Consider the following 21592-nt stretch of genomic DNA (forward strand, 5'->3'; position numbering starts at 1 on the left):
GAAAGCTTTTGTCGTCAACTGAATATATGATATAGAGAGCTATACCCATGGGAACTTCCCCAATATCGACACATGGAAGGAAATACGGCTTCCCATCTTAAATCCATCACTACTGCTGGTTCCTCACAGACGGTTAACGGTTATCATTCAGGATGGAAAGCTGTTGCTAGGACGGTGGCAAGGAATTTATTTTTGTGAATTTGACGGAACATAAAAAAAGACGATGATGTTCTCCTTGTGGATGCATCATCGTCTGTTAAATTCTTAGTCGCTTTCGCCAAGTACCGTAATGATAAATTACCGTCTTGAAGTGCATATATCCAAATAAGCGCCCTACAAATACATAGCCAAGGCGTGTGGTTGCAGGTACGCTCATAGGTGTCTGCACAGTAGCTTTACATGCGCTAAAGCAGCGGGTCTGATCTCTTCAAAGGTTAAACCATCCTGAATATAAAATGACACAAAGCCATGCATGGATAAAAACAGACTTTTCGGTACCCATGAGCACTCTTCCTCCGAATGCCCCTGATCATTCAATTCCTGACGGATTATAGACGCAAATAATTCAACACAACGGTTTTGCTCTGTGCGACAATATGCAAACAATTCTTCATCGTGCATCATAAACATAATTTCGTACTGATAAGGGTTTTCCAAGCCAAAACGAATGAATTCCATCATCAGGTACTCCAATCTGCTCAAGCCGTCCTCAGGCGTACTCGTAGCCGATTGCAGCAGAATTCCGCGAAGTGTGTTAAAATCCTCAATTACAATAGCGTAGAACAGTTCAGCCTTCTCTTTAAAATGATAATATAATGACCCATGACTGTACCCCAGATGCTGGCCAATACTGCGCATTGAAATTGCGCGGTAGCCCTTGGTAATAAACAAGTGCCTGGCCGCTTCCAGAATCCTCCCTCTTGACAATTCCTGTTCTACTGCTCTTCTAGCCATATTATTTATTCCCCTTCAATAAAGTAAAGCTGCTCTCCCTCCGACACAAGTGATTGCCCCTGTGTCAAGTCTGTTATCCAGTTGCTGAAGGATTCAGCATCACCAGTCAGCGGCAGACAGGTTAAGGTAACTTTATCCGTAAATATGGTTTCTCCAGTACGAATGCCGCGATTCCGTAATTCATTTTCCACCTTGCCCAACCAAGTATAATCTAATTCTACAAAAATTTCACGATGCAGCACACGTGTAATCGCATCGCCTGCCTCGATGGCTGCTACAGCACCGTCTGAATATGCCCGAATCAGACCGCCTGCTCCCAGTAAGATACCACCAAAGTAACGGGTAACGACAATGGCCACATTTTTCAGCTTCTGATTGCGGATGACCTCCAAAATGGGCTTGCCAGCCGTACCACTCGGTTCACCATCATCCGATTGCTTCTGGATTTCGTCCCTTTCCCCAATGACGTAGGCAGAACAATTGTGTGTTGCATTCCAGTGCTCTTTTTTGATGCGCTCTATGAAAGCCGCCGCTTCTTCCTCGGTTTGCACTGGCTGAATATGTCCAATAAAACGGGATTTACGGATCACGATTTCCTTACTGCCGGAACCGCGAACGGTTCGGTATTGTTCCAACATATCACGTATACCCTTCCTTACTTCATTTTACAAGAAAGCAGTCCCCCGCTTCTGGCAGCCGGTGAACTGCTTTCCTGTACTTTATCTGGTACTATACCCCATAACACTCTGTTCGGATCTCTTCGAATCCGAGATTATGGTTCCCTTATTCGGACAATCTCGCTTCAAGCTCGGCTTTTTGCTTTTCGAAGCCCGGTTTGCCAAGCAGCGCAAACATATTTTTCTTGTATGCTTCTACACCCGGTTGATCGAAAGGATTAACGCCTTGCAGATAGCCGCTGATGCCGCATGCTTTTTCAAAGAAATAAACCAGGTACCCAAAGGAGTAAGGGGTCAGGTCAGGAATATTTACAATCAGGTTTGGTACTTGACCGTCTGTGTGAGCCAGCAATGTACCCTGGAATGCTTTTTTGTTTACAAAATCCACCGTTTTACCTGCCAGGAAGTTCAATCCGTCCAGATCATCCGCATCCGCTTCGATGGTAATGTGGCTAGGCACATTTTCTACCTGGATAACCGTTTCGAAAATGTTGCGGCTGCCTTCCTGAATGAATTGCCCCATGGAGTGCAGATCTGTCGAGAAATCAACAGATGCAGGATAAATGCCCTTGTAATCCTTGCCTTCGCTTTCGCCGTACAGTTGTTTCCACCACTCGGATACAAAGTGCAGGGAAGGCTCGTAGTTTACGAGAATTTCAATGGCTTTGCCTTTACGGTACAAAGCGTTGCGAACGGCTGCATATTGATAAGCCTCGTTCTCAGCTACGTTCGGGTTGCTGTATTCTTTGGAGGCGTCTGCCGCTCCTTGCATCATTTCCTCAATGCTTATGCCGGCTGTAGCAATCGGCAGCAAGCCTACTGCTGTCAGCACAGAGTAACGGCCACCTACATCATCAGGAATAATGAAGGATTCGTACCCTTCTTCGTTAGCAAGTTTTTTCAGAGCGCCGCGTTCTTTATCCGTTGTAGCGTAAATCCGTTTACGTGCCTCTTCTTTGCCGTATTTTTTCTCCAGAGCCGCACGGAATACACGGAAAGCGATAGCCGGCTCAGTCGTCGTACCCGATTTGGAAATAACATTGATGGAGAAGTCTTTTCCTTCAATCAGTTCCAACAGATGGTTCATATATGTAGAGCTGATATTGTTGCCTGCAAAATAGATTGCGGGACCTTTGCGTTGTTCTTTAGGCTGTGCATTGTAGAAAGAGTGCGACAGCATCTCGATTGCAGCACGTGCTCCAAGGTAAGAACCACCAATCCCGATGACGATCAATACTTCGGAATCGCTTTGGATTTTAGCAGCAGCCTTTTGGATGCGCGCGAATTCTTGTTTATCATAATTGGCAGGCAGGTCAATCCAACCCAAGAAATCGGAGCCTACACCTGTTTGGTTGTGCAGTTGCTCATGAGCCAGCTTGATGGGCTCTGCAAAATAATCAATTTCGTGCTGACCTACAAAGGAGAGCGCTTTAGAGTAATCAAAAGCTACTTTTTTAGACATGTTTTGGAACCTCCTGTTTGGTATTACTAAGACCATGAATACGAACATAAGGACTTAGGAATAGGATACTTTAATTTGCAGGACCTGACAAGTTTGCGTTACCTCTTATGTCGTGCCTTGGCAGGCCCTGATGTAGAAAGGGCGGCATTCCCATGCTAAAATAAACGGTGAACAACCTGTGAAATATTCATTTCAAGCCGAATTTCCATCTTATCGGACGACATCCCCCAACAAGAAAGGTGATTAGCAATGAAAAACATCGGATTTATCGGACTGGGCACCATGGGCGCCCCGATGGCATCCAATCTGCTAAAGCAGGGATTTGGAGTCACGGTTTATAATCGCACGGCTGCACGCTGCGATCCACTGGCAGAACAGGGTGCTCGTACAGCTTCAACACCTCGTGAGGCGGCTGAAGGTCAGCATCTGGTCATTACCATGGTCAGCGACGACAACTCGATTCGTGACATCTACTACGGTGAAGACGGCGTATTTGCCGGTCTTACGTCCGGCATGACCGTAATGGACAACAGCACGATTTCGCCTGAGCTGGTCAAGCAATTGGCCGTTGAAGCGAACAAGCGGGGCTGCTCCTTTATTGATGCTCCTGTAACAGGCAGCAAGCCTGCCGCTGTCGACGGAACACTTGTGTTCATGGTCGGCGGTGACGCAGAAGCCATCACGGCACAATCGGACGTTTTTGACACCTTGGGCAAAAAGGTACTCCATATGGGGCCAAACGGCAGCGGAGCTGTAGCCAAGCTGGCCCATAATACGATGGTCGGCATTCATAACCTCGCTCTGGCAGAGGGCTTCGCTATCGCGGCCAAAGCCGGCATTCCGGCAGACAGCTTCCTTGAGCTGGTACAGCTCGGATCGGCAGGCAGCAAGGCTGCAGACCTGAAAGGGCGCAAAATCATCGAGCATGATTTTAGCAACCAGTTCTCCCTTGCCTTGATGCTCAAGGATTTGAAGCTTGCCTCCTCCTTGACAGATAGCCTGTCCATTCCGGCACCTATGCTGGCCATTGCCAAAAGCCTGTTTCAGGCCGGGCAAACACAAGGCTATGGTGACGAGGACTTGTCCGCTGTCGTAAAGACATACGAAGCATGGATTGGCCGCACCATTGGCGGCAAGCCTCTTGAATAGCTGTACTTTCCTTTGCAGCCATACTGCTATGCTTTGATACATATCGCATAGTTTATAGGGTAAGCACACCTGGCTTGAAGTCAGATGTGCTTATCTTTTTGCTGTTTATTCAGGATAAGAACAGCAGTAATCTGTTACACTCCGTACCTCCAGTTTGAAAGAAGACTGCGCAGGTACGTGGAATGTTGCTGCCCCTTGTATTTCCAGCCATTCCTCTGCATCTGGGAGCAATACTTTCAGATCCCCGGACAAAATTTCCATGATCTCACGGGAATCCGTACCGAATTCATATGTTCCCGGCAGCATAATTCCTAATGTAACCTTACTGCCGTCACCGAGGATGACCGTACGGCTGGTTACCTGGCCGTCATAATATATATTTGCCTTTTTAACTACGCTGACTCCATCAAACTGTAACATTTTTTATCCCCTTATCTGTTCGGCAGTGGTTGAATTGAATATGGTGCATCATAACATAGATCGGATGTCTGATTCAGTATGAAAATACACACTGGATCGTCCCTATCCCATACCCTGAATTTCAAAAGTGATTTTTTACAAAATCCAGTTGTATGAAACAAACAGCCGTAAGCCTTTCTAAGGTTACGACTGTCTGTTTTGTATGGATTGCCATCATCAGGTACAGTTGGCCGGCTAGCAATATATATTCATTGCTTTACGGACAGTCTGATTCCTAACACAGCGGACAATCCTCTGATTTATTTCAACAATGCTTTTACACGATTAACAACGTTCTCTACTGTAAAGCCGTATTCCTTGATGACACGGTCGCCAGGTGCGGATGCGCCAAATGTGCTGATACCGAGAATGTCGCCTTGATCACCGACATATTTATCCCAGCCCATCGGATGCGCCATTTCCACAGCCAAACGTGCTTTCACTTCAGGCAGCAGAACGGAATCTTTATAAGCCTTGTCTTGTTTTTCGAACAAATCCCAGCTTGGGAAGCTGATGACACGCACTTGGATGCCTTGCTCCGCCAGTGCTTCCTGTGCTTTAATAGCCAGTTGTACTTCGGAACCTGTAGCCAGAATTTGAGCAACCGGCTTGCCGTCTTTCGCATCTGCAGCTACATACGCACCGCGTTTGATGCCTTCACGTGCATGCTCCGCAGTAGCAGCCAGGATTGGCAGGTTTTGCCGAGTCAATACCAGAGCAACCGGATTTTTCTTGTTTTCCAGCGCATAAGCCCAAGCAGCAGAAGTTTCATTGCCGTCTGCCGGACGAATAACCGTCAGGTTTGGAATGATACGCAGGGAAGCCAATTGTTCGATCGGCTCATGGGTCGGGCCATCTTCACCAACAGCAATACTGTCGTGAGTCAGAACGTAGATTACAGGCAAGCCCATCAGAGCTGACAGACGAACAGCCGGACGCAGATAATCCGTAAACACGAAGAATGTACCGCCGAATACTTTTACGCCTCGGTGCAGCGTCATACCGTTCATCGCAGCAGCCATGCCAAACTCGCGGATACCGAAATAAATATTGCGGCCGGCGTAGTCTTCTGGCGTAAAGTTCGTCAGATTATTCAAGTGTGTCATCGTGGAGCTTTCCAGATCGGCAGATCCGCCTGTCAGGAAAGGTACGTTAGGGGCCAATCCGTTCAGCGCTTTACCGGAAGCTACGCGTGTCGAAACGGCTTTGTCTTCTACGGAGTATTTCGGAAGGTCACGATCCCATCCCTCAGGAAGATCACCGTTAATGGCTGTTTCGAACTGGGCTGCCAAATCAGGGTGAGCCGCTTTGTATTTTGCGAATTGTTCGTCCCATGCCTTGTTGGCCGCAATGCCGCGCTCTTTTACTTTAGCAAAATGCTCACGTACCTCTTGTGGTACATAGAAGTCCTCTTCGTATACCCATTTGTAGAATTCTTTAGTCAGCTTGGTTTCTTCTGCACCCAGCGGGGAACCGTGAGTACCGCCATGTCCGCCTTTACCTTGTTTGTTCGGGCTTCCGTAGCCGATGACTGTTTTTACCTCAATCAAGGCAGGGCGTGAGGAGTCGGCTTGCGCTTCCTCAATTGCTTTTTGAATCGCTGGAAGATCGTTGCCATCCTCTACGCGCAGCACTTGCCAGTTGTAAGCTTCAAAGCGTTTGGCAACACTCTCGGAAGAAGACAGGTTCAGTTTGCCGTCCAGTGTAATATCGTTGGAGTCAAACAATACGATCAGCTTGCCCAGGTGCAGACGGCCGGCAAGGGAAGCTGCCTCATGAGAAATACCTTCCATCAGGTCGCCATCGCCGCAGATTGCATACGTGAAGTGATCCACCACTTTAAATTCATCTTTATTGTATGTTGCAGCCAGCTGAGCTTCAGCCATTGCCATACCAACGGACATAGCCAAGCCTTGTCCCAGAGGTCCGGTCGTAGCGTCTACACCAGCGGTGTGACCAAACTCAGGGTGACCCGGTGTAAGGCTGCCCCATTGACGGAATTGTTTCAGCTCTTCCATAGGCAGATCATAGCCGCTCAGGTGCAGCAAGCTGTACAACAGCATAGAGCCGTGTCCTGCGGACAATACAAAACGGTCACGGTTAATCCATGTAGGATGATCCGGATTATGTTTCATTGTTTTAGCAAAAAGTTGGTAACCCATTGGTGCGGAGCCCATCGGCATACCAGGATGTCCCGAGTTAGCCTTTTCGATGGCGTCAATTGCCAGCGTACGAATAGTAGTGATGGACAAATTGTCGATTGTGGAGTTTTCATCCTTTTGAATCGCTTGATTCTGATCAGTCATGGTTTTCCTCCTCATATTGTAAAAAGTATGCTAATTGCATTCGTCATACTCTCCAAAACAACCGTCCTATGTAGAAACAGCGCCTCTTGGAGCGAGTGAATCTGCTTGAATGTTTCAATATGACTTATACATTCTTTAAGTATTGTACCATTTGCCGTGAAGGTTTGCCAGATCGTTTATTAAGATGGTAGCCAAAAGTGTAGTACAGCTCCAATATCAATATACCCGTTATGTATTAACCTCATTTAAAAAATATAAAACTAAAAAATATCAAAACAAAACCCGTCATTTCGACGGGCTTTGTTGTAGGAAAAGTGCACATTCCAAATATTAAAGGTTAGTTAAAAACGACCGTTTTGTTCTCATGCACCAAAATTCGATCCTCCACATGCCATTTCACAGCTCTTGCCAAAACAACCCGCTCAATCGTGCGGCCGATTCGTTTCAGCTCATTTACATCATCTCGGTGGCTCACCCGCTGTACGTCCTGCTCAATGATCGGGCCGCCGTCCAATTCTTCGGTTACATAATGCGCGGTAGCACCAATAATTTTCACCCCGCGATTATACGCTTGGGCATACGGTTTGCCACCCACGAATGCAGGCAAAAAGGAATGATGAATATTGATAATCCGGTTACGGTAATACTCAATAAACTTGGGCGAAATAATCTGCATATACCGGGCCAAAATGATAACGTCGATATCGTCACCAATGACCTCCAGCTGACGGCGCTCCGCCTCCGGTTTGGTATCGGCTGTTACCGGAATATGATGATACGGGATGCCAAACGATTCAACATACTCCTTCATATCCGGATGATTGCTAACCACCAATGAAATATCTGCATCCAAATCTCCTGCCTGCCATTGCCAGAGCAGCTCTACCAAACAATGATCTTCTTTAGATACGAAAATAGCCAGTTTTTTCTTGCGGCTGACTGCAGATATCGTCCACTCCATACGAAATTGATTAGCAACAGCAACAAAATCCTGCTCCAATTGTGGCTGAGCTTCATTCAAGTTGGGCAGATCAAATTCAACCCGCATAAAAAACATCCCGCCAGACGGGTCCATTGTATACTGGTCAGATTGTACAATATTAGCGCCATGCTCGTACAAAAAGCGGGACACGGCCGCTACAATACCCGGACCGTCCGGACAAGACACGAGCATACGCGCGCGGTTTTCATGTTCAGATATGGTGCTGTTTGGCTGATTTTTTACGTGAAGTTCCATATGACTGCTAATCCCCCTATACTGTCACTGGCAATTGACTGCCAGCAAACCAGGCAATCAGCCGTTGATTAATGTGTTCCTCGCTCAGCTCCGGAAAGAGCGCTGCTTCCGTGACCATGTCAAATAGACGTTCCAGCGGTTCACGTGGATCGGCTTTTTTGGCTTTGGCATCATTTTTCAGCAGTGTCCAGGTATCCAGCACATATTTCCGTACATCCACATCCTGCTTTTTGAAGAACGAATGCAGTAGTTCGACCTGACTCAAAAATCCATCTCCAAAGCGCTCCTTCACATTTCCGCGAAGCAAAGCAATTTCAATCTCATACATCGGACGCTGAGTTTTGGCTTCCTTTCCGATCCATGGCGTTTCCAATATAAATGGACGTCCTTGAAGTGCTTCATGATGCACTACATTATGAATGGTCTGATAGCCGAGCCAGCCTGACCCGATTGGAGTATGACGGTCTTTACGAGCGCCAACCGGATTTTTACTGTCATTGATGTGAACCACTTGGATGCGATTCAAGCCCACAGTACGGTCAAACTGTTCCAAAACACCGTCCAGATCGTTCACGATATCATAGCCTGCATCGTGAATGTGACAGGTGTCCATACAAACCGTAAGACGCTCATTGCGCTCTACTTTCTCTATTATAGAGGCAATTTCCTCGAAGCTTCGTCCCATTTCGGTACCTTTCCCCGCCATCGTTTCAAGCGCAATGTTAACATCTGTCTCCTTAACACCATTCAGTACCTCGTTCAAACCATCGGCAATTCGCCCGATCCCGTATTCTGCATCCTTATCGGTAAAAGCACCCGGATGCAGCACGATATTTTTCACACCAATCGCGTGTGTGCGCCGAATTTCCTCCTGAAGAAAGCTGACCGCCAGCTCATAGGTATTTTCTTTATAAGAACCGAGATTAATGATATACGGGGCATGCACCACGATATCCTTCATCCCTTTTTCGGTCATTAACTGCTTGCCTTCCTCCAAATACATGGACTCCATCGGCTTACGACGCGTATTTTGCGGTGCCCCCGTATATATCATAAACGAGCTGGACCCGTAAGAAGACGCTTCTTGTGTAGCACTGAGCAGACCCTTGTCCGAGAAGGACACATGAGAACCAATTTTCAGCATGATCCTGATTCATCCCCTTATCCTGATTATCCTGTTATGCTTGTCTTAATTAATTAATCATTTTAACGTGATTATTGAAATCAAACAACATGGCTTTTATGGCAGCCCTGGCGAATGTGCTCCACTGGGAACATACAGGCAGAGTACACATCAGAAAACATGTTTGTCAACCGAGGGAAAGTAAACAGCACAGGTGGGGTCGCTTCGCGTTTATTCGTCATTCAAAATGAAGGTTTTTTGTTAAAAAAGGTTATATTCTATAATATATATTTTTTTGCGAATCGGAAGGAGAGCTGGCTCGATGAATATTATCGTATGTGGAGGTACTGGATTGGTAGGAAGTGCGCTGGTCAAAAGCCTGCTGGGTGACGGATACACTGTGAGGATCATTACGCGCAAGTCGCTGGTCGCTCACGAAGCGAGACCCCGTCTGCAATACTTGAGCTGGAACGAATTGAAACAAAGACCTGAATTGCTCGAAGGCACAGATGCAGTTGTTAATTTGGCTGGTGAAACGTTGAATCAACGCTGGACGGACAAATCCAAACAAAAAATTCTCCAATCCAGACTGTTATCCGTAGCTCATTTGGCCCAGGCCCTGAATGCACTGCAAAGAAAACCGAAGGTCATCATTCAAGCTTCGGCTGTTGCCGCATATGGTACTTCCTTGACCGATACATTCGATGAAAATAGTCCGAGTCGTCCGGAAGATTTTCTTTCTCAAGTCGTCGAGCAGTGGGAAGAGGCCGTCAACGCCTATCCATCTGATTCCCGTATAATTAAGCTGCGTATTAGCCTCGTGCTGGACAGAAAACAAGGGGCGTTTCCCCTTATGAAATTGCCCTACAGATTCGGATTCGGCGGCAGAATAGGCAGCGGTAGGCAATGGATGAGCTGGATTCATATTGAGGATATCGTCCGCCTGATTACATATTGCATCCATACATCGGAGATCGCCGGAGCCGTGAATGCTTCATCACCACACCCGTTGACGAACGACCAGTTTGGAAAAATCGTTGCTCAAGTATACCACCGTCCACATTGGTTTCCCGTTCCCGGCATTCTCGTTCAAAAGCTGCTCGGCGAGATGAGCGCCCTTGTATTGGACGGCCAAAAAGCAATTCCACGCAAAGCGCTGGATCACGGATTTAAGTACAAATATCCTGCATTGAAGGAAGCGCTGGAGGAACTCCACTCTTCTCAAAAGCAGCGCTAAAATGAAAAGAGGAACTCTATGTAGCGGCATCTCACCAGCTCAGAGTTCCTTTTTTAGATAATCTATTTTCATTTTAGCCTATCCCTTCAGCTATCCTCTCAACTATTTCCTTATCAAAATCATCAAGTTCAGCCATTAAAAGATCATATTGTTTTATAGATTCAGAGGTGTTCAATACTCGAAGGACAGCAATACTGTAGTGTCCAAGAGTATCAATACCAAATAGCTTATTTACCTTCGGATCTCTGAACTGACTAATATGCTTCAATTTTTCGATAATTCTTTCGTTGCAGAGCTTCTTTTTTGCTATCTGACTCATAGCATTCATCATAACCTGATTATGATGAATGTCCAGACACTCCAGCAATTTATCATCACTTATCTTTCCCTCTCGTATTTCTTTTGATAAAGTAAGTAGATTCATTATTATACAATCTCCATTCAATCTAGTTTAACTGGCCCAAAATTCTCCAAAAGATACTGCCGTTCATCCCTGTAATTGCTCCAGAGATGTTCTGCAAGCTCCTTATTTCCAATCCTCTCTGCTTCTTTTATTTCCACCATATAAGCCCTAAGCTCCATGATAATTCTATTTTTGAATTCATATGTTACATCCAAACTTGGAAATCCTTTAGCCTTATCATCAAGGAAATGTTGATACTCATGTCGCAATGCACTAATTGAAGCATCCTCATATATATTCAGCTGACCAAGCTTCCCTGAACCTTTGGGAGCATACGCCATAATATCTCTATCCAAAATCCTAACTTCAACGCCCGCTTCTTGTGTGTTTTTAATAATGTTACTCCACTCTTCTGGGTGAGAAAGTCTTCCTGGACCATAAATATCCCTAAATGGGTCAGCATCATTTTTACCTAACATATTATCAGATAAACGTTTTGAAGTCCCTTCAGCTTCAATAATAGTCCCAGATTTCATCTCATATTTTATTGACGACCCCAAACCAACTTTAGGCTTAATTACTGAGCTAACTCCTCCAAATATTGCTGCTGTACTAATCATATTGGCCCAATGTTCCTTTGACCAGGCATTTGTAGGCATTGTAGCTTCTCTGATCGTTCCATGTACACCAAAAGTCCAGAAGTTAAAAAAATCATTTGCTGAATCAAACTGCTTGGATGCTCGCTCCGCATATCCTTGATACAGACCTTTCGGAATACCAAATGTCCAATAGTCTAAAAATCCTCCTACTGAATCATAGCGTTTTTCATACCTTTCCTCAGCAGCGTTCATGAAATCTTGACCAAGTTCCAATAAACTATCTGCCGATTTCTGAAACGCATTTCGTGTATCTGGAGCAGGAATAGCACATGCATTAGGTGGAGGCGGTAAACAACTTGCGTCAATGTTACCTGCCTCCATCAGATCAGCTAATCTGAATTTGTCTGCATGGTGACGTAACTCCCTCGCAATAGAATCCGTCAGGGCAACAAAGTCAGTCATATTCTTCTGAGAGACTTGAAATTGACTATAAAATTGTTGTTTAGTTGTACCATCCCATGATTGCTGCATAAAAGAAATTTGCTGCATCAATTGACTATTCATCTGAATCGCTGTTTTCTGTGCAAGGTCAAATTGCTTGGAGACGGTTATAAGTTGTTCAGGAGTCACTCTAATCGTTGTCATAATTTACCTCGGTTCAAGTTCATTATGACATGATGCATTATTCAAATTTATGGAAAACATCCTTATCTCCTAAATTGTTATGTGAAGGATTAACCTTTCTACCTATGTCTAAAGGCTTAAATCCTCAACCATATCCTGCACTCAGGGATAAGAGTTAGAAGTTTTTATAATTTCTAAGTTGCTGAGTTGTTATGCAATATCGGCTTGTGTTTTTTGCTGACCAAAATTATTTTGCTCAGCACTTTTATATTTTATTGGTTACTTCCATCACTAGCACTTCCCTCTCTCACCCCATAAATTCTCTCTAACTCAACAATACATCGGGCAAGCTTTTTCCATACACATTAAAAAAGGCTAGACGGAATAACCATCTAACCCCCTACAAAGCTTCCTTAGTTGATTTGAATTAAAGATTCTTATCCGTATAGATGGCATCTGGAAAAACATCAGCATCTCTTGGAATCTCAAAAACGTTTACAGCTGTTGTAAATGCGTGGACTGCAACTCCTGAAGGAACCTTGAAATATCCGAACGGAATATTGAATATTACAGGGTATACAAACTAAGAATTATAAAAATTATGCCTCAGGGTAGATCAATTTTGTCTCCCTGAGGTTATACTAAAAGGAATGTAAAAATGAAAAGGCGACTATTATTTTTTGTTTTTTTTATGATTGTAATGTCTTCTTGTTCACAAAGCAGTTCAGTTAACCCGGTTTTGAAGAATACGAATAATTCACTAAACAATATTGATTTAAAACCAATAACAACAACTCTTCAGAAACTGTACGTTGAAGAGAATAAAGCCTCAGGTTTTAAAAATGAAGTCAATAACGAGGTGGATTCTTTTACTACATTTCGCGGAGTTATCGTAAATGATTTTTTGGGGAATAAAGTACATGTTAACAAAGAAAAATTAAAAATTTTTGTCCTCCTGAAATTAAAGAGAATGACACAAATTGAAAATATAACACGGGATTTGACGGAAGAAAAAAACACTATTGAACTAGTGAATTATTTAAACATTCAATTAACAGAAGAGTTAAAGAAAAAAATTATTAAAACATTAGATAACCATATTCTAAGAGAGTCTCAAAAATCCCCACAAGGAAAAAAAGAATTAGTTTATATTAATCGTCAATTCAAAACTCAAATTGCAGCATCAAGGCAATTTTCTATATCCACATGTTGAAAAGATTCCTTAACATTCCCCTTAACGAGGAATCAAATATTGAAACGCTAAATAAAATCAAGAAACTCAATTTGCCAGATGGTGGATACACCTTTCTGCCAGTATATAAAAATGACACTCTAAAAACTAAAAGTGATGTGTATTCTACCAAGTCAGCTATTGAAGTATTATATGACTTGAAAGCACATATGTATATAATGAGCAAGGAACCAATGCTATGTTAAAACCGTTTCTGTTAAAACAACTAAATAAATCTGATAAAAGTGAAAAGCAATCAGCTTCTGTAGTTGAATTTTATGAAATGGTAGAACTATTTAAAATAATCGGATTTAAGAATTACAAAAACTTATAGTTGGAGTGAAATCATTTGTTGCATATCGAATGGCCTAATCTGATACTAACAGTATTAGTAATTGGCGTTGTTTTTACATTGCTAATATGGGGAGTAGTTTCCCTAATAAAGTATCTTCGTTCGTCAAAATAATCTCTTCCTCCCTATTTACTGTAGGGAGACAAAATGTCGTTTTTGATGTAAAATATCCCCCCACTGTATATTATATGGCCTTAAAAAGTTAAACAACAGACATAACAAAAAGCCTAGACAGGATTCATCTAGGCTATCACATACATATGAGCTATTTTATCCTACTTGTTGCTGCTGTTCATATTCTTTAACTCTATGGGAAGATTTAAAAGAGTCCAGCCGATAAGTGTAGGACACTCCGGCAATTTTAAAAGTGTCTCCCTCATTCAGGATGTACTCCTTGTATGGCACCATCGGCTCTCCGTTCAAGATAGTTCCGTTCGTCGAGGACAAATCCTTGACAATGTGACCTTGCCCTCCCGTATCTATACAAAGCTCAATATGAGAACGGGACGCCCCCTCTGTATCCTCTACAAACTGGACCAATTGCGGATCTCTTCCGATGAAAAAGCTGCCTGCAACAAATTGGTCCAATTGCAATTGGATGTGCTCGGTCGCTCCACTTCCCGGTGCCTTGCGCTCCAGACAGGCAATCGGTGATTGCTGAACATGTGGAATATGTGTCCCTTGATCTGCACAAAGGAGCACCGTTTCTTGCCTGGATGCGGCATGCAGCAGCTCCGTTATACCAGACAGAGATTTATAATAAGCCTCGCTGGTTTCACTGGTTTCACTGGTTTCACTGGCTTCCAATTCACTCCCCTGAACTGCGCCCTTTCCCGGTGAATTGTATAAGTCATAACGTGCAGAAGCTGCTTCCCTATCTTCCGCAGCTTGGCTTCCCATATTTTCAGACTTTGGGCCAGGAATAGGCCAGCGCCAGCTTTCCCGCCTTGGATTGCTTGGATCCGAAAAACGCTTGTTTAAATACTGACCACCCGTTATAAATCCGGTCAGCTTCTCCACCTGATAGCGGTCATTTCTCCGCTGGGCAGGCGAAGCAGCCCCTAACCATTCCGACTCCAGTACGGGTACTGAGTCGGCATAGATTGGAGACGAGGCGCCCTTGAAGCCCCATTTTCCCGTCCAGCTGATATAAGCAACTGTGGCAAGTATCGCGGTCAGAACAACAGAAATGATCAACGGTACGGTCTCAGAATGATCCAGATAAATATAGCGCCACACGACGGCCGAAGCGAGCAGACACCCGAGAGCAATATATGTTTTATATTTTTGTATTGCAGGCTCCATCTCTTCTCTTTCGGCATCTACCTCTCCACTTTCCTCTGACCTTACAGTCTGCTTGAATCGATTCATCCGTGTAAGCTCCTGAATTGCCTCCACACTCTCCTGATGCTCTTGCTCATACACTCCCCCACGCTCTGAATGATGACGTAGTGAGGATTGAGAGGCAAAGGATTTTTCATATGCAGCTTGTGGCTGTAATCTATCATGCACTTCTTTAGCTTTTTTCGAGATATGTGCATTTCTGTTATAACTTTCAACACTCTCACCTTGAACGCTAACGCTCTCTGCACCAGTTGTCATTCCTTGAAGAAGCAGTTCCTTTAACGTTCCCAAATCAATCTCATTTCTATCGCACAACTCAAGTATGTGGTGTATGTTTTCTCCATGAAAGTGTCCCACACGAGTCATTAAACGAATAACCAACTGTTTAAATTGATCGCCTATATGCCCTCCATACAATCCACCCTGTAAAGGGACATAGGTTAAATTAGCGGCTTCCCTTGAATCCGAACCGTTAACAAAAATATAATCCTCATGCAAAATAAACTGCCGTATATCCAGCATATATTGCGGGCTACGATGAAGGACATCTGCCACTTCAAAAAGAATCTGATAAAACGCTGAAGTCGAAATACCTCCGCTCTTCCAAATCTGGGAAAGCATGCGCCGCCCCGAAATATCGTAGTGCAACTCAACCTGAAAATCGACTTCTTTTATTCTGAGTTCCAGAAGACCGGGTATTCGATTGCCAGTCATCATTCCGGTTTGCACTGAATTTAAATCATCGGTCTTGAGTCCGCCTTCCTTGTTCAAAATCATAAATATTCCGCCGTTCAGGACAAAATCTCTACTTAAACCAAACAATTCATGACCTCCTTAGCTTTGCCCCGACCAACATAAGGCAGCATGATCAATCCCGGCGAGCATATTATGGCAAAAAGTAAAGATACGCGCTGATTGTTCCCGGAATGACTGCGGTCATAAAAGGAAACCTGAGATGCGCTTCTCTCCCGTTCGTCAGTGTCTTACCGCTGCGAAACAGGAAAAAACCTCCCAAATTAAAAGCCACGCGCCGCAGTCTCATGATAGCTTCCCTCCGCCATAGCAAGATTCCCATACCAATCATGCCTGCAAAAAAAATGGAATATAAAGCCGATTGCCACGTAAAGGCAGCACCTGTCCAGGCCCCGATTAAACCGAATAGCTTCACATCTCCGGCACCAACAGCTCCTAGCCAGTACAAAATCAACATGAAGCCAAATCCGGTACCAAGTCCAGCAGCGGCAAATAAAAATCCTTGCCATCCTCCAAACACTGTATTGATCAACAAACCTAAGATCATACCTGACAGTGTAAGTTTATTAGGGATTTTCATGCTCCGTAAATCGGTAACCAGCGCAATCACCAGTAAAACTCCGCATACCATATACATCCAAGTCAACACGATCTTCCCTCCTTTAGTGAACATGAAACATTCAAAAGCATTCATCCTCCATTGATCCATCTATATGTCCAAGATATGTGGTCTACTTTACGGAAAATGGAACCTCGATGCGTTGTCCATCCTCTGTTTCAATCACAAAGCTCCATTGACCAGGTGTGGTGTTTGTTCCCACAAACCAGTTCCACTCAACAATTCCCTCCGCATTAGCAGAAGTCCATCCCAAATGCTGAGCCGTGCTTTGACCCGACTTATAGAACACGGAAAGATTAGCAGTCATTCCAGGTTCAATCCTGGCCCTGATCAAATTGTACACACCTTTCACGGCAGGCTCTGGCTTGACAAGCAACTGTATGGAATGCTGTGCATCCTTATCACCAGTTGCACCCCCTGTACCTGCTCCCTCGCCTGTGTCACCAATCCATAGTCGCTCCTCTGCTGCCGCCTGAATCACAATGCTGCGATACACAAAAGGAACCTTCATCGGCAGTTCATAAGACAGCTCGACTCTAAAATAAGGGTCCTTAGTTCCTGTAAGTGAAGGTACATGTACACCCGTCACATGAATACGGCCATACTCAAGCATGCTTCCCTCCATAAAAGGCTTGAGCATCGGCTTCAGAGCAGGATCAAGTGCGGCTTCTGTCAAGCGTCCCCGCAGCTTCTCCATGGGCTTTTGACCGCTCCGGGCTGCACTTTCTACCCAATCGCCAAGCGGAGGTGGCAGCTGTGTAGCAAATTTACTTGCATATTCACGCACAGATAACTTGGGCAATTCATCCAGCGGTTCACGAACTGCATCTATTTTGGCGGACGCCGCATCTACCACCAGAGATACCGGGTATATTTTAGCTGAAGCCTGCTTGACCGTTTCTGAGGCAGTAGTCTGCAAAGCGGTGGATAACAGTGTCATCTGAACCATATAAATAAGAAAAATAATAAAGAACAGAAACAACGGCAGTACCAGTGACGCTTCCAAAACAATGCTTCCTTGTTCACACCGCCTTCGCCCACAAACCTGCCGCAAATGACGATTAATAGGAAAAATGCGCTGTTTTCGTAACATAATACACACTTCCCTTAATACTTTCGCCTTTCTTTGAGGCCGTGCCGAGCATTTTCATCACTCCAGGTAAGAACCACAGGCGCATCCCGTTCCTGACCTCACCCTTGGCATACGTTTGCCGCTCAGCAGGATTGACATCTGTATTCAGGCGGATCAGAGCAAGCATACGGGACATTTTTCTTTCATTATTGCTATGAAGCATTAGGAACAACCGCAAGTGGTCCTTGTACGTCATTCGGAAATTCAGAAAATCAGACAATGGCACATAGCCCTTTTGCGCCAGCATAAGCATATCTTCAATCGCCTTTTCTACCCCATATAATAAAGCTGCTGCTAACACGATTAACGGGTTTCCCTTCGAGCTATTTTTGACCAGTCCCTCCATCATACGTATAGCAAGCCTCATAGCAAAAATCTCACCATAAGCGGAGGCCAGATTACCTGTCGGATTATGGAACCCATACAGGATATACTCAACCTCCTGATTATTTACGTCAAGCTGGTCTCCCAAAATTTGCGCTGCATTGCCCACATTTTCACCTGATCCGGCTAAATGGCTAAATCGGTTAAAATCCACATAATGGAAGTAAGAAAGGGCGTATTCGTTCTGGTAAAATTCATCCCCCAGTTGAGTCAGCAAACCGGATGCCACCTCATATAAACCATCCATACGATCCATGGAAGCCCCTGCCGCATCATAAGCATCATAAGATAAATCAGCGGGGACAGAGCGACTGGATGCAGATTGGTTAAATCCGATACTTTCATTGTAATATTGCTCCAGTTTTTGGAACTTTCCGGCACTTTCTTTACCTTTAGAAAGAACCTCAATAATTCGATAGGCTTGCTTGAGCTTCTTCTTCGCCTCTTTTTCCATTTTTTTGCGTTCTTTGTCAGGTCCGCGACGCGAGTCCATCATTCTGGCTTCACTGTCGAGTACATTGACAGGCCCCGACCAAACATACGCATTCAAATACTTGTCCATCTCCTTGAGCGTTGAGGCGACTTCCTGCTTAAGCATATCTGCATTTAAAAACGGATCTGTATAAAAGGATAACGTTCGGAGCATATTCGAAAGAACGTTGTTAATCACATCAAAATTGGATCTTTGCTCTTCGATCTCTGCTCCCCATTGCTCAAACTCTGCATCGGAGATCAACAGATCCTCAGCCTTTTGCCGGGCACTTCCGACTGACGGATCAGCATTGGAACCGCCTCCGCTAGGAGTAGGTGCTGCAGAAATCTCATCATAGCCCGCATTGGCCGCTCTCTGCTTATACTGCACAATGACTTTGTGCATCTCTTCATTAATCTGCCGGGCCTCATTTAACAACTCCTTGGCTTCCAGAAGCAGCTTATCATGCTCTTCCTCAGCCTGAACCATAGCATTACGAAGGCGGTCAAGCGCTGATTTCGCTCTCCTTGCATATTTCTCCAGCTGCATGATTTTAACGTCATCCACGCTTTTTTTATGATCCTCATATACATGCACGTAGTGCTTGTATTGGGCAGCAATATCAGCTGCAACTTCAAGCGGGTCCCAAATATATTGATTGGGAATATATACGCCCCGCTGCTTAATCATCCGCTTGCGAATCTTTTCGATACGGGCACCGGCCTCGTGCTGCTTCTCCAGCATGTCATCCAGCTTGGTTTCGCGCTGGTCATACAGCTTTTGCAGCCGTTTCAGCACATCAACCGTATGAGAGGCCTCCTTCATATTTTGAGAGAGCGGTTTCAGCTTTTCGAGCACTTCAAGCGTAAAATCGACAGGAGCTTTATACTTCATCTCTTCACGGATCTGCTCGTTAAATATGGCATAATGGCCGAGCTCCCTTTCTATTTGCAGCGAACTTGAATCCAGCTTTATATTCATTAGCGGCAGCGTTTCTGTATGTGCTGTACGCTTGGCGCTGTCATTCAGCACTTTGGCCATGATTAGTTCTTCACCGCCTTTACCATAAGCAAACAGGCCATACTCCTGTTGCAATACCGGATCATAAGCAGACATTACTGAACGAACCGCTGCATGGGCCAGACGTTCGGTTTGCACATGCAGGGCAGCAATTCTTGCATAGTCTATAAAGACAGCAATAAAGCCAAGCATGACCGCCAAAATCAAAATTAAGAATACGGTGACAGCACCTGATTCGCGATCCTTTGTGTTCCGTTCTTTTCCAAACACTTGCTTCCTCCCTATCGCTTCATTCCCATTCCTTACTTAACATTCTGACCATATTGCATTAATACTTGTCCGGCAACTGACGGCTCTACCTTTTCCCCTGTGCCCCTATCCATAAACTTTGCACCGTAATACCTCACCATCTCTACTGTACGAATCCATTCCACAGGCTCAACCACACCCGAACTCATTTTCCCCTGTAAATCTGTCTGATCCAGGAACTTGTTCAATAAAGGCACTTTTACGATCTTATTTAACTCCGTTGTAACCTTACGGTGAACGAAACTGTTCTCATATGTCATATGTCCCTGCATACCCGCAGGCATTTCGTTTTCGGCATGAGACAACTTCTGAGCAGGCAGTGAGCCTGTATCACTGTCTGTAGGCACCTGTACACTTTCTGAATGATTATTCCCGGCCCAACTAAATAAAAAGTCCAGCATGACATCATCCTTCAAACGCCAATATAGCGAATCCCGTTGTCCCTGCGTAAAAGCTCCTGTATGCGGGTCCCTGAAACTGTTATCCCAACTATAAGCAGCTCTTTCTGATGCGGTAGAAGCAACCTGTATCAGTATGGATTTCTGGTAAATGTACAGGCAGAAAAATAACATCACAAAAATGATCAATAACAGAGTAGGAAAGACGAGAGATGCTTCCAACGAGAAGCTCCCGTCCTCTTTTTGTGCCAATTTGACCGGCATTATGAGTCCATAAAATCGTTGCTTTTTTTATCTGCCTTTTTCAGCAGGCCTTCTACAATCTTCTTAATCTGATCCTTGAAAATAATTGCCACTGCAATCAAGATTGCAATAATCAAAATCATCTCCAGCGTACCCAGACCGTCCTCATCCTCGTATAATTTGCGGATACTGCCGGTTCCTAATGTCAACATCGTTTCATTCCTCCTACATATTCATCATCATTAAAGCGGGAGCACCCACCAGCACGATCACTGTAAGTAAAATGAGCGCCATCGGGAATACCAGCTTAGATGAAGCCTGCTCCCCTCTTGTCCGACTAATCGAAGTCCGTTTGCCCCACAACGACTTGGACAGCTCGCGTAACGCGATCACAAAATCACTCCCGCCGCGTCTCATATTCAGCAATATCGTCGTCGTAAATACCGTCATCTCCTGAATGCCGCAGCGTTTGCTTAAATGCTCAAATGACTGTTGAAAGGAATAGCCGCTTTGCCACTCCCCTATCGTCTGACGGAGTTCCCGGTACAAGGGATGCACCGTATCCGTCCCTTTACGCTCTACACAATGAAGCAAAGCCCGTTGTACCGTCTCGCCTGCACCAACTAAAAGCATTATTTTATTCAACAATTCAGGCAATTCCATCAGAATTTGCTGATCCCTCTTCTGTACTTTTCCGTATAAATCCTTGACCAGCGCAACTGGAACTAGAACGCCGAATCCCAAACCAATTACCAGCACACTCGTGTCTCCGCCCATCAACAGTGAGATTAGAGCTCCACCAGCAGCCGTTATATATCCGTAACCCAGCATTTCCGCGAGAAAAAGCATCGTTTTTTCTCCGCTATTTCGCATACCATACAGTTTTTGCACTGAACGCTGGAGCTTGAATATCAACACAGGCAGTCTATGAGTAGCACGCGAAACATGAATCATATGAATAAAAGGAACCGAAAGTCTTTGCAGCCGCAATCCTTCCAGCTTCAGATGGCGATAATGTGCATACTGAGCATCGTACATCCGGTTCAGCACCACCCAACCTCCCACTTGCAGAACCAGCATGACCAGACAAACCAACATCACCATG

General features: G+C 44.8%; 19 protein-coding genes and 1 pseudogene. 4 read left to right on the forward strand and 16 right to left on the reverse strand.

Translation table 11 applies throughout. From position 1 onward, the window contains the following. Nucleotides 1-36: 36 nt before the first annotated feature. A pseudogene (locus JO375_RS21635) lies at nucleotides 37-214 on the forward strand (YjbQ family protein); the annotation flags it as partial. Nucleotides 215-372: 158 nt separating this feature from the next. Here the strand turns inward: JO375_RS21635 and JO375_RS21640 are convergent. The 3 genes from JO375_RS21640 to JO375_RS21650 all read right to left on the reverse strand — a co-directional run bounded on the left by JO375_RS21640 (nucleotide 373) and on the right by JO375_RS21650 (nucleotide 3093). After that, nucleotides 373-954 (reverse strand): TetR/AcrR family transcriptional regulator, encoded by a 582-nt coding sequence (locus JO375_RS21640; RefSeq protein WP_229526397.1) that lies wholly within the window; start codon nucleotides 952-954, stop codon nucleotides 373-375. 5 nt (nucleotides 955-959) lie between these two features. Continuing rightward, complete coding sequence (locus JO375_RS21645; RefSeq protein ID WP_229526398.1) at nucleotides 960-1592, reverse strand: YigZ family protein; 633 nt, start codon at nucleotides 1590-1592, stop codon at nucleotides 960-962. A gap of 145 nt (nucleotides 1593-1737) precedes the next feature. After that, complete coding sequence (locus tag JO375_RS21650) at nucleotides 1738-3093, reverse strand: glucose-6-phosphate isomerase (RefSeq protein WP_229526399.1); 1356 nt, start codon at nucleotides 3091-3093, stop codon at nucleotides 1738-1740. A 249-nt stretch (nucleotides 3094-3342) separates the two neighbouring features. On the opposite strand from JO375_RS21650, the gene JO375_RS21655 reads away from it, so the two are divergent. Then, on the forward strand, nucleotides 3343-4242 hold the full coding sequence (locus JO375_RS21655) for an NAD(P)-dependent oxidoreductase (RefSeq protein WP_229526400.1): 900 nt from the start codon (nucleotides 3343-3345) through the stop codon (nucleotides 4240-4242). A 105-nt stretch (nucleotides 4243-4347) separates the two neighbouring features. Here the strand turns inward: JO375_RS21655 and ppnP are convergent, their stop codons facing one another. The 4 genes from ppnP to JO375_RS21675 all read right to left on the reverse strand — a co-directional run bounded on the left by ppnP (nucleotide 4348) and on the right by JO375_RS21675 (nucleotide 9388). Next, complete coding sequence (gene ppnP, locus JO375_RS21660; RefSeq protein ID WP_229526401.1) at nucleotides 4348-4662, reverse strand: pyrimidine/purine nucleoside phosphorylase; 315 nt, start codon at nucleotides 4660-4662, stop codon at nucleotides 4348-4350. Nucleotides 4663-4961: 299 nt separating this feature from the next. Further along, nucleotides 4962-7007 (reverse strand): transketolase, encoded by a 2046-nt coding sequence (gene tkt / locus JO375_RS21665; protein WP_229526402.1) that lies wholly within the window; start codon nucleotides 7005-7007, stop codon nucleotides 4962-4964. 337 nt (nucleotides 7008-7344) lie between these two features. Continuing rightward, nucleotides 7345-8244 carry a formyltetrahydrofolate deformylase gene (gene purU / locus JO375_RS21670; RefSeq protein ID WP_229526403.1) on the reverse strand — a complete coding sequence of 300 codons (900 nt, stop codon included), beginning with the start codon at nucleotides 8242-8244 and terminating at the stop codon, nucleotides 7345-7347. 16 nt (nucleotides 8245-8260) lie between these two features. Continuing rightward, nucleotides 8261-9388, reverse strand: coding sequence for a deoxyribonuclease IV (locus JO375_RS21675; RefSeq protein ID WP_229526404.1), 1128 nt, complete (start codon nucleotides 9386-9388; stop codon nucleotides 8261-8263). Between the two features lie 301 nt (nucleotides 9389-9689). Here JO375_RS21675 and JO375_RS21680 point away from each other — a divergent pair, with 301 nt between their 5' ends. After that, nucleotides 9690-10604 (forward strand): TIGR01777 family oxidoreductase, encoded by a 915-nt coding sequence (locus tag JO375_RS21680; protein ID WP_229526405.1) that lies wholly within the window; start codon nucleotides 9690-9692, stop codon nucleotides 10602-10604. Nucleotides 10605-10677: 73 nt separating this feature from the next. On the opposite strand, the gene JO375_RS21685 is transcribed toward JO375_RS21680, so the two are convergent. Further along, nucleotides 10678-11028, reverse strand: coding sequence for a hypothetical protein (locus JO375_RS21685; protein WP_229526406.1), 351 nt, complete (start codon nucleotides 11026-11028; stop codon nucleotides 10678-10680). Between the two features lie 17 nt (nucleotides 11029-11045). Further along, complete coding sequence (locus tag JO375_RS21690; RefSeq protein WP_229526407.1) at nucleotides 11046-12251, reverse strand: WXG100 family type VII secretion target; 1206 nt, start codon at nucleotides 12249-12251, stop codon at nucleotides 11046-11048. Nucleotides 12252-12921: 670 nt separating this feature from the next. Between JO375_RS21690 and JO375_RS21695 the strand changes: the two genes are divergently transcribed. After that, the gene (locus tag JO375_RS21695; RefSeq protein WP_229526408.1) at nucleotides 12922-13443 is read left to right on the forward strand and encodes a hypothetical protein; all 522 of its coding nucleotides are present in this window, start codon (nucleotides 12922-12924) and stop codon (nucleotides 13441-13443) included. Nucleotides 13444-14083: 640 nt separating this feature from the next. On the opposite strand, the gene JO375_RS21700 is transcribed toward JO375_RS21695, so the two are convergent. The 7 genes from JO375_RS21700 to JO375_RS21730 all read right to left on the reverse strand — a co-directional run bounded on the left by JO375_RS21700 (nucleotide 14084) and on the right by JO375_RS21730 (nucleotide 21591). Continuing rightward, entirely contained in the window at nucleotides 14084-15979 is a 1896-nt protein-coding gene (locus tag JO375_RS21700) for a DUF6382 domain-containing protein (protein ID WP_229526409.1), read from the reverse strand. A 64-nt stretch (nucleotides 15980-16043) separates the two neighbouring features. Next, complete coding sequence (locus JO375_RS21705) at nucleotides 16044-16556, reverse strand: A24 family peptidase (protein ID WP_229526899.1); 513 nt, start codon at nucleotides 16554-16556, stop codon at nucleotides 16044-16046. An 85-nt stretch (nucleotides 16557-16641) separates the two neighbouring features. Continuing rightward, nucleotides 16642-17622: a pilus assembly protein gene (locus tag JO375_RS21710; protein ID WP_229526410.1), complete on the reverse strand. Its 981-nt coding sequence runs from the start codon at nucleotides 17620-17622 to the stop codon at nucleotides 16642-16644. Beyond that, nucleotides 17591-19807: a hypothetical protein gene (locus JO375_RS21715; RefSeq protein ID WP_229526411.1), complete on the reverse strand. Its 2217-nt coding sequence runs from the start codon at nucleotides 19805-19807 to the stop codon at nucleotides 17591-17593. Before JO375_RS21715 ends, JO375_RS21710 begins: the two co-directional genes overlap by 32 nt. A 32-nt stretch (nucleotides 19808-19839) precedes the next feature. Beyond that, a complete protein-coding gene (locus JO375_RS21720; protein ID WP_229526412.1) occupies nucleotides 19840-20508 on the reverse strand; it encodes a TadE family protein in 669 nt (222 codons plus the stop codon). Next, nucleotides 20508-20699, reverse strand: coding sequence for a Flp1 family type IVb pilin (locus JO375_RS21725; RefSeq protein ID WP_229526413.1), 192 nt, complete (start codon nucleotides 20697-20699; stop codon nucleotides 20508-20510). The genes JO375_RS21720 and JO375_RS21725 overlap by 1 nt, the downstream gene beginning before the upstream one ends. A gap of 13 nt (nucleotides 20700-20712) precedes the next feature. After that, on the reverse strand, nucleotides 20713-21591 hold the full coding sequence (locus tag JO375_RS21730) for a type II secretion system F family protein (RefSeq protein WP_229526414.1): 879 nt from the start codon (nucleotides 21589-21591) through the stop codon (nucleotides 20713-20715). Nucleotide 21592: the final 1 nt, after the last annotated feature.

Source organism: Paenibacillus farraposensis (genome assembly GCF_020736845.1).
Lineage (GTDB): Bacteria > Bacillota > Bacilli > Paenibacillales > Paenibacillaceae > Paenibacillus > Paenibacillus farraposensis.

What these genes read in the sequence shown, in the direction of transcription:
- JO375_RS21645 (WP_229526398.1), bottom strand. Translation starts at nt 1,592, where the DNA reads ATGTTGGAACAATACCGAACCGTTCGCGGTTCCGGCAGTAAGGAAATC.
- tkt (WP_229526402.1), bottom strand. Translation starts at nt 7,007, where the DNA reads ATGACTGATCAGAATCAAGCGATTCAAAAGGATGAAAACTCCACAATC.
- JO375_RS21730 (WP_229526414.1), bottom strand. Translation starts at nt 21,591, where the DNA reads ATGGTGATGTTGGTTTGTCTGGTCATGCTGGTTCTGCAAGTGGGAGGT.
- JO375_RS21680 (WP_229526405.1), top strand. Translation starts at nt 9,690, where the DNA reads ATGAATATTATCGTATGTGGAGGTACTGGATTGGTAGGAAGTGCGCTG.
- JO375_RS21675 (WP_229526404.1), bottom strand. Translation starts at nt 9,388, where the DNA reads ATGCTGAAAATTGGTTCTCATGTGTCCTTCTCGGACAAGGGTCTGCTC.
- purU (WP_229526403.1), bottom strand. Translation starts at nt 8,244, where the DNA reads ATGGAACTTCACGTAAAAAATCAGCCAAACAGCACCATATCTGAACAT.
- ppnP (WP_229526401.1), bottom strand. Translation starts at nt 4,662, where the DNA reads ATGTTACAGTTTGATGGAGTCAGCGTAGTTAAAAAGGCAAATATATAT.
- JO375_RS21720 (WP_229526412.1), bottom strand. Translation starts at nt 20,508, where the DNA reads ATGCCGGTCAAATTGGCACAAAAAGAGGACGGGAGCTTCTCGTTGGAA.
- JO375_RS21725 (WP_229526413.1), bottom strand. Translation starts at nt 20,699, where the DNA reads ATGTTGACATTAGGAACCGGCAGTATCCGCAAATTATACGAGGATGAG.
- JO375_RS21655 (WP_229526400.1), top strand. Translation starts at nt 3,343, where the DNA reads ATGAAAAACATCGGATTTATCGGACTGGGCACCATGGGCGCCCCGATG.
- JO375_RS21695 (WP_229526408.1), top strand. Translation starts at nt 12,922, where the DNA reads ATGATTGTAATGTCTTCTTGTTCACAAAGCAGTTCAGTTAACCCGGTT.
- JO375_RS21690 (WP_229526407.1), bottom strand. Translation starts at nt 12,251, where the DNA reads ATGACAACGATTAGAGTGACTCCTGAACAACTTATAACCGTCTCCAAG.
- JO375_RS21710 (WP_229526410.1), bottom strand. Translation starts at nt 17,622, where the DNA reads ATGTTACGAAAACAGCGCATTTTTCCTATTAATCGTCATTTGCGGCAG.
- JO375_RS21685 (WP_229526406.1), bottom strand. Translation starts at nt 11,028, where the DNA reads ATGAATCTACTTACTTTATCAAAAGAAATACGAGAGGGAAAGATAAGT.
- JO375_RS21640 (WP_229526397.1), bottom strand. Translation starts at nt 954, where the DNA reads ATGGCTAGAAGAGCAGTAGAACAGGAATTGTCAAGAGGGAGGATTCTG.
- JO375_RS21650 (WP_229526399.1), bottom strand. Translation starts at nt 3,093, where the DNA reads ATGTCTAAAAAAGTAGCTTTTGATTACTCTAAAGCGCTCTCCTTTGTA.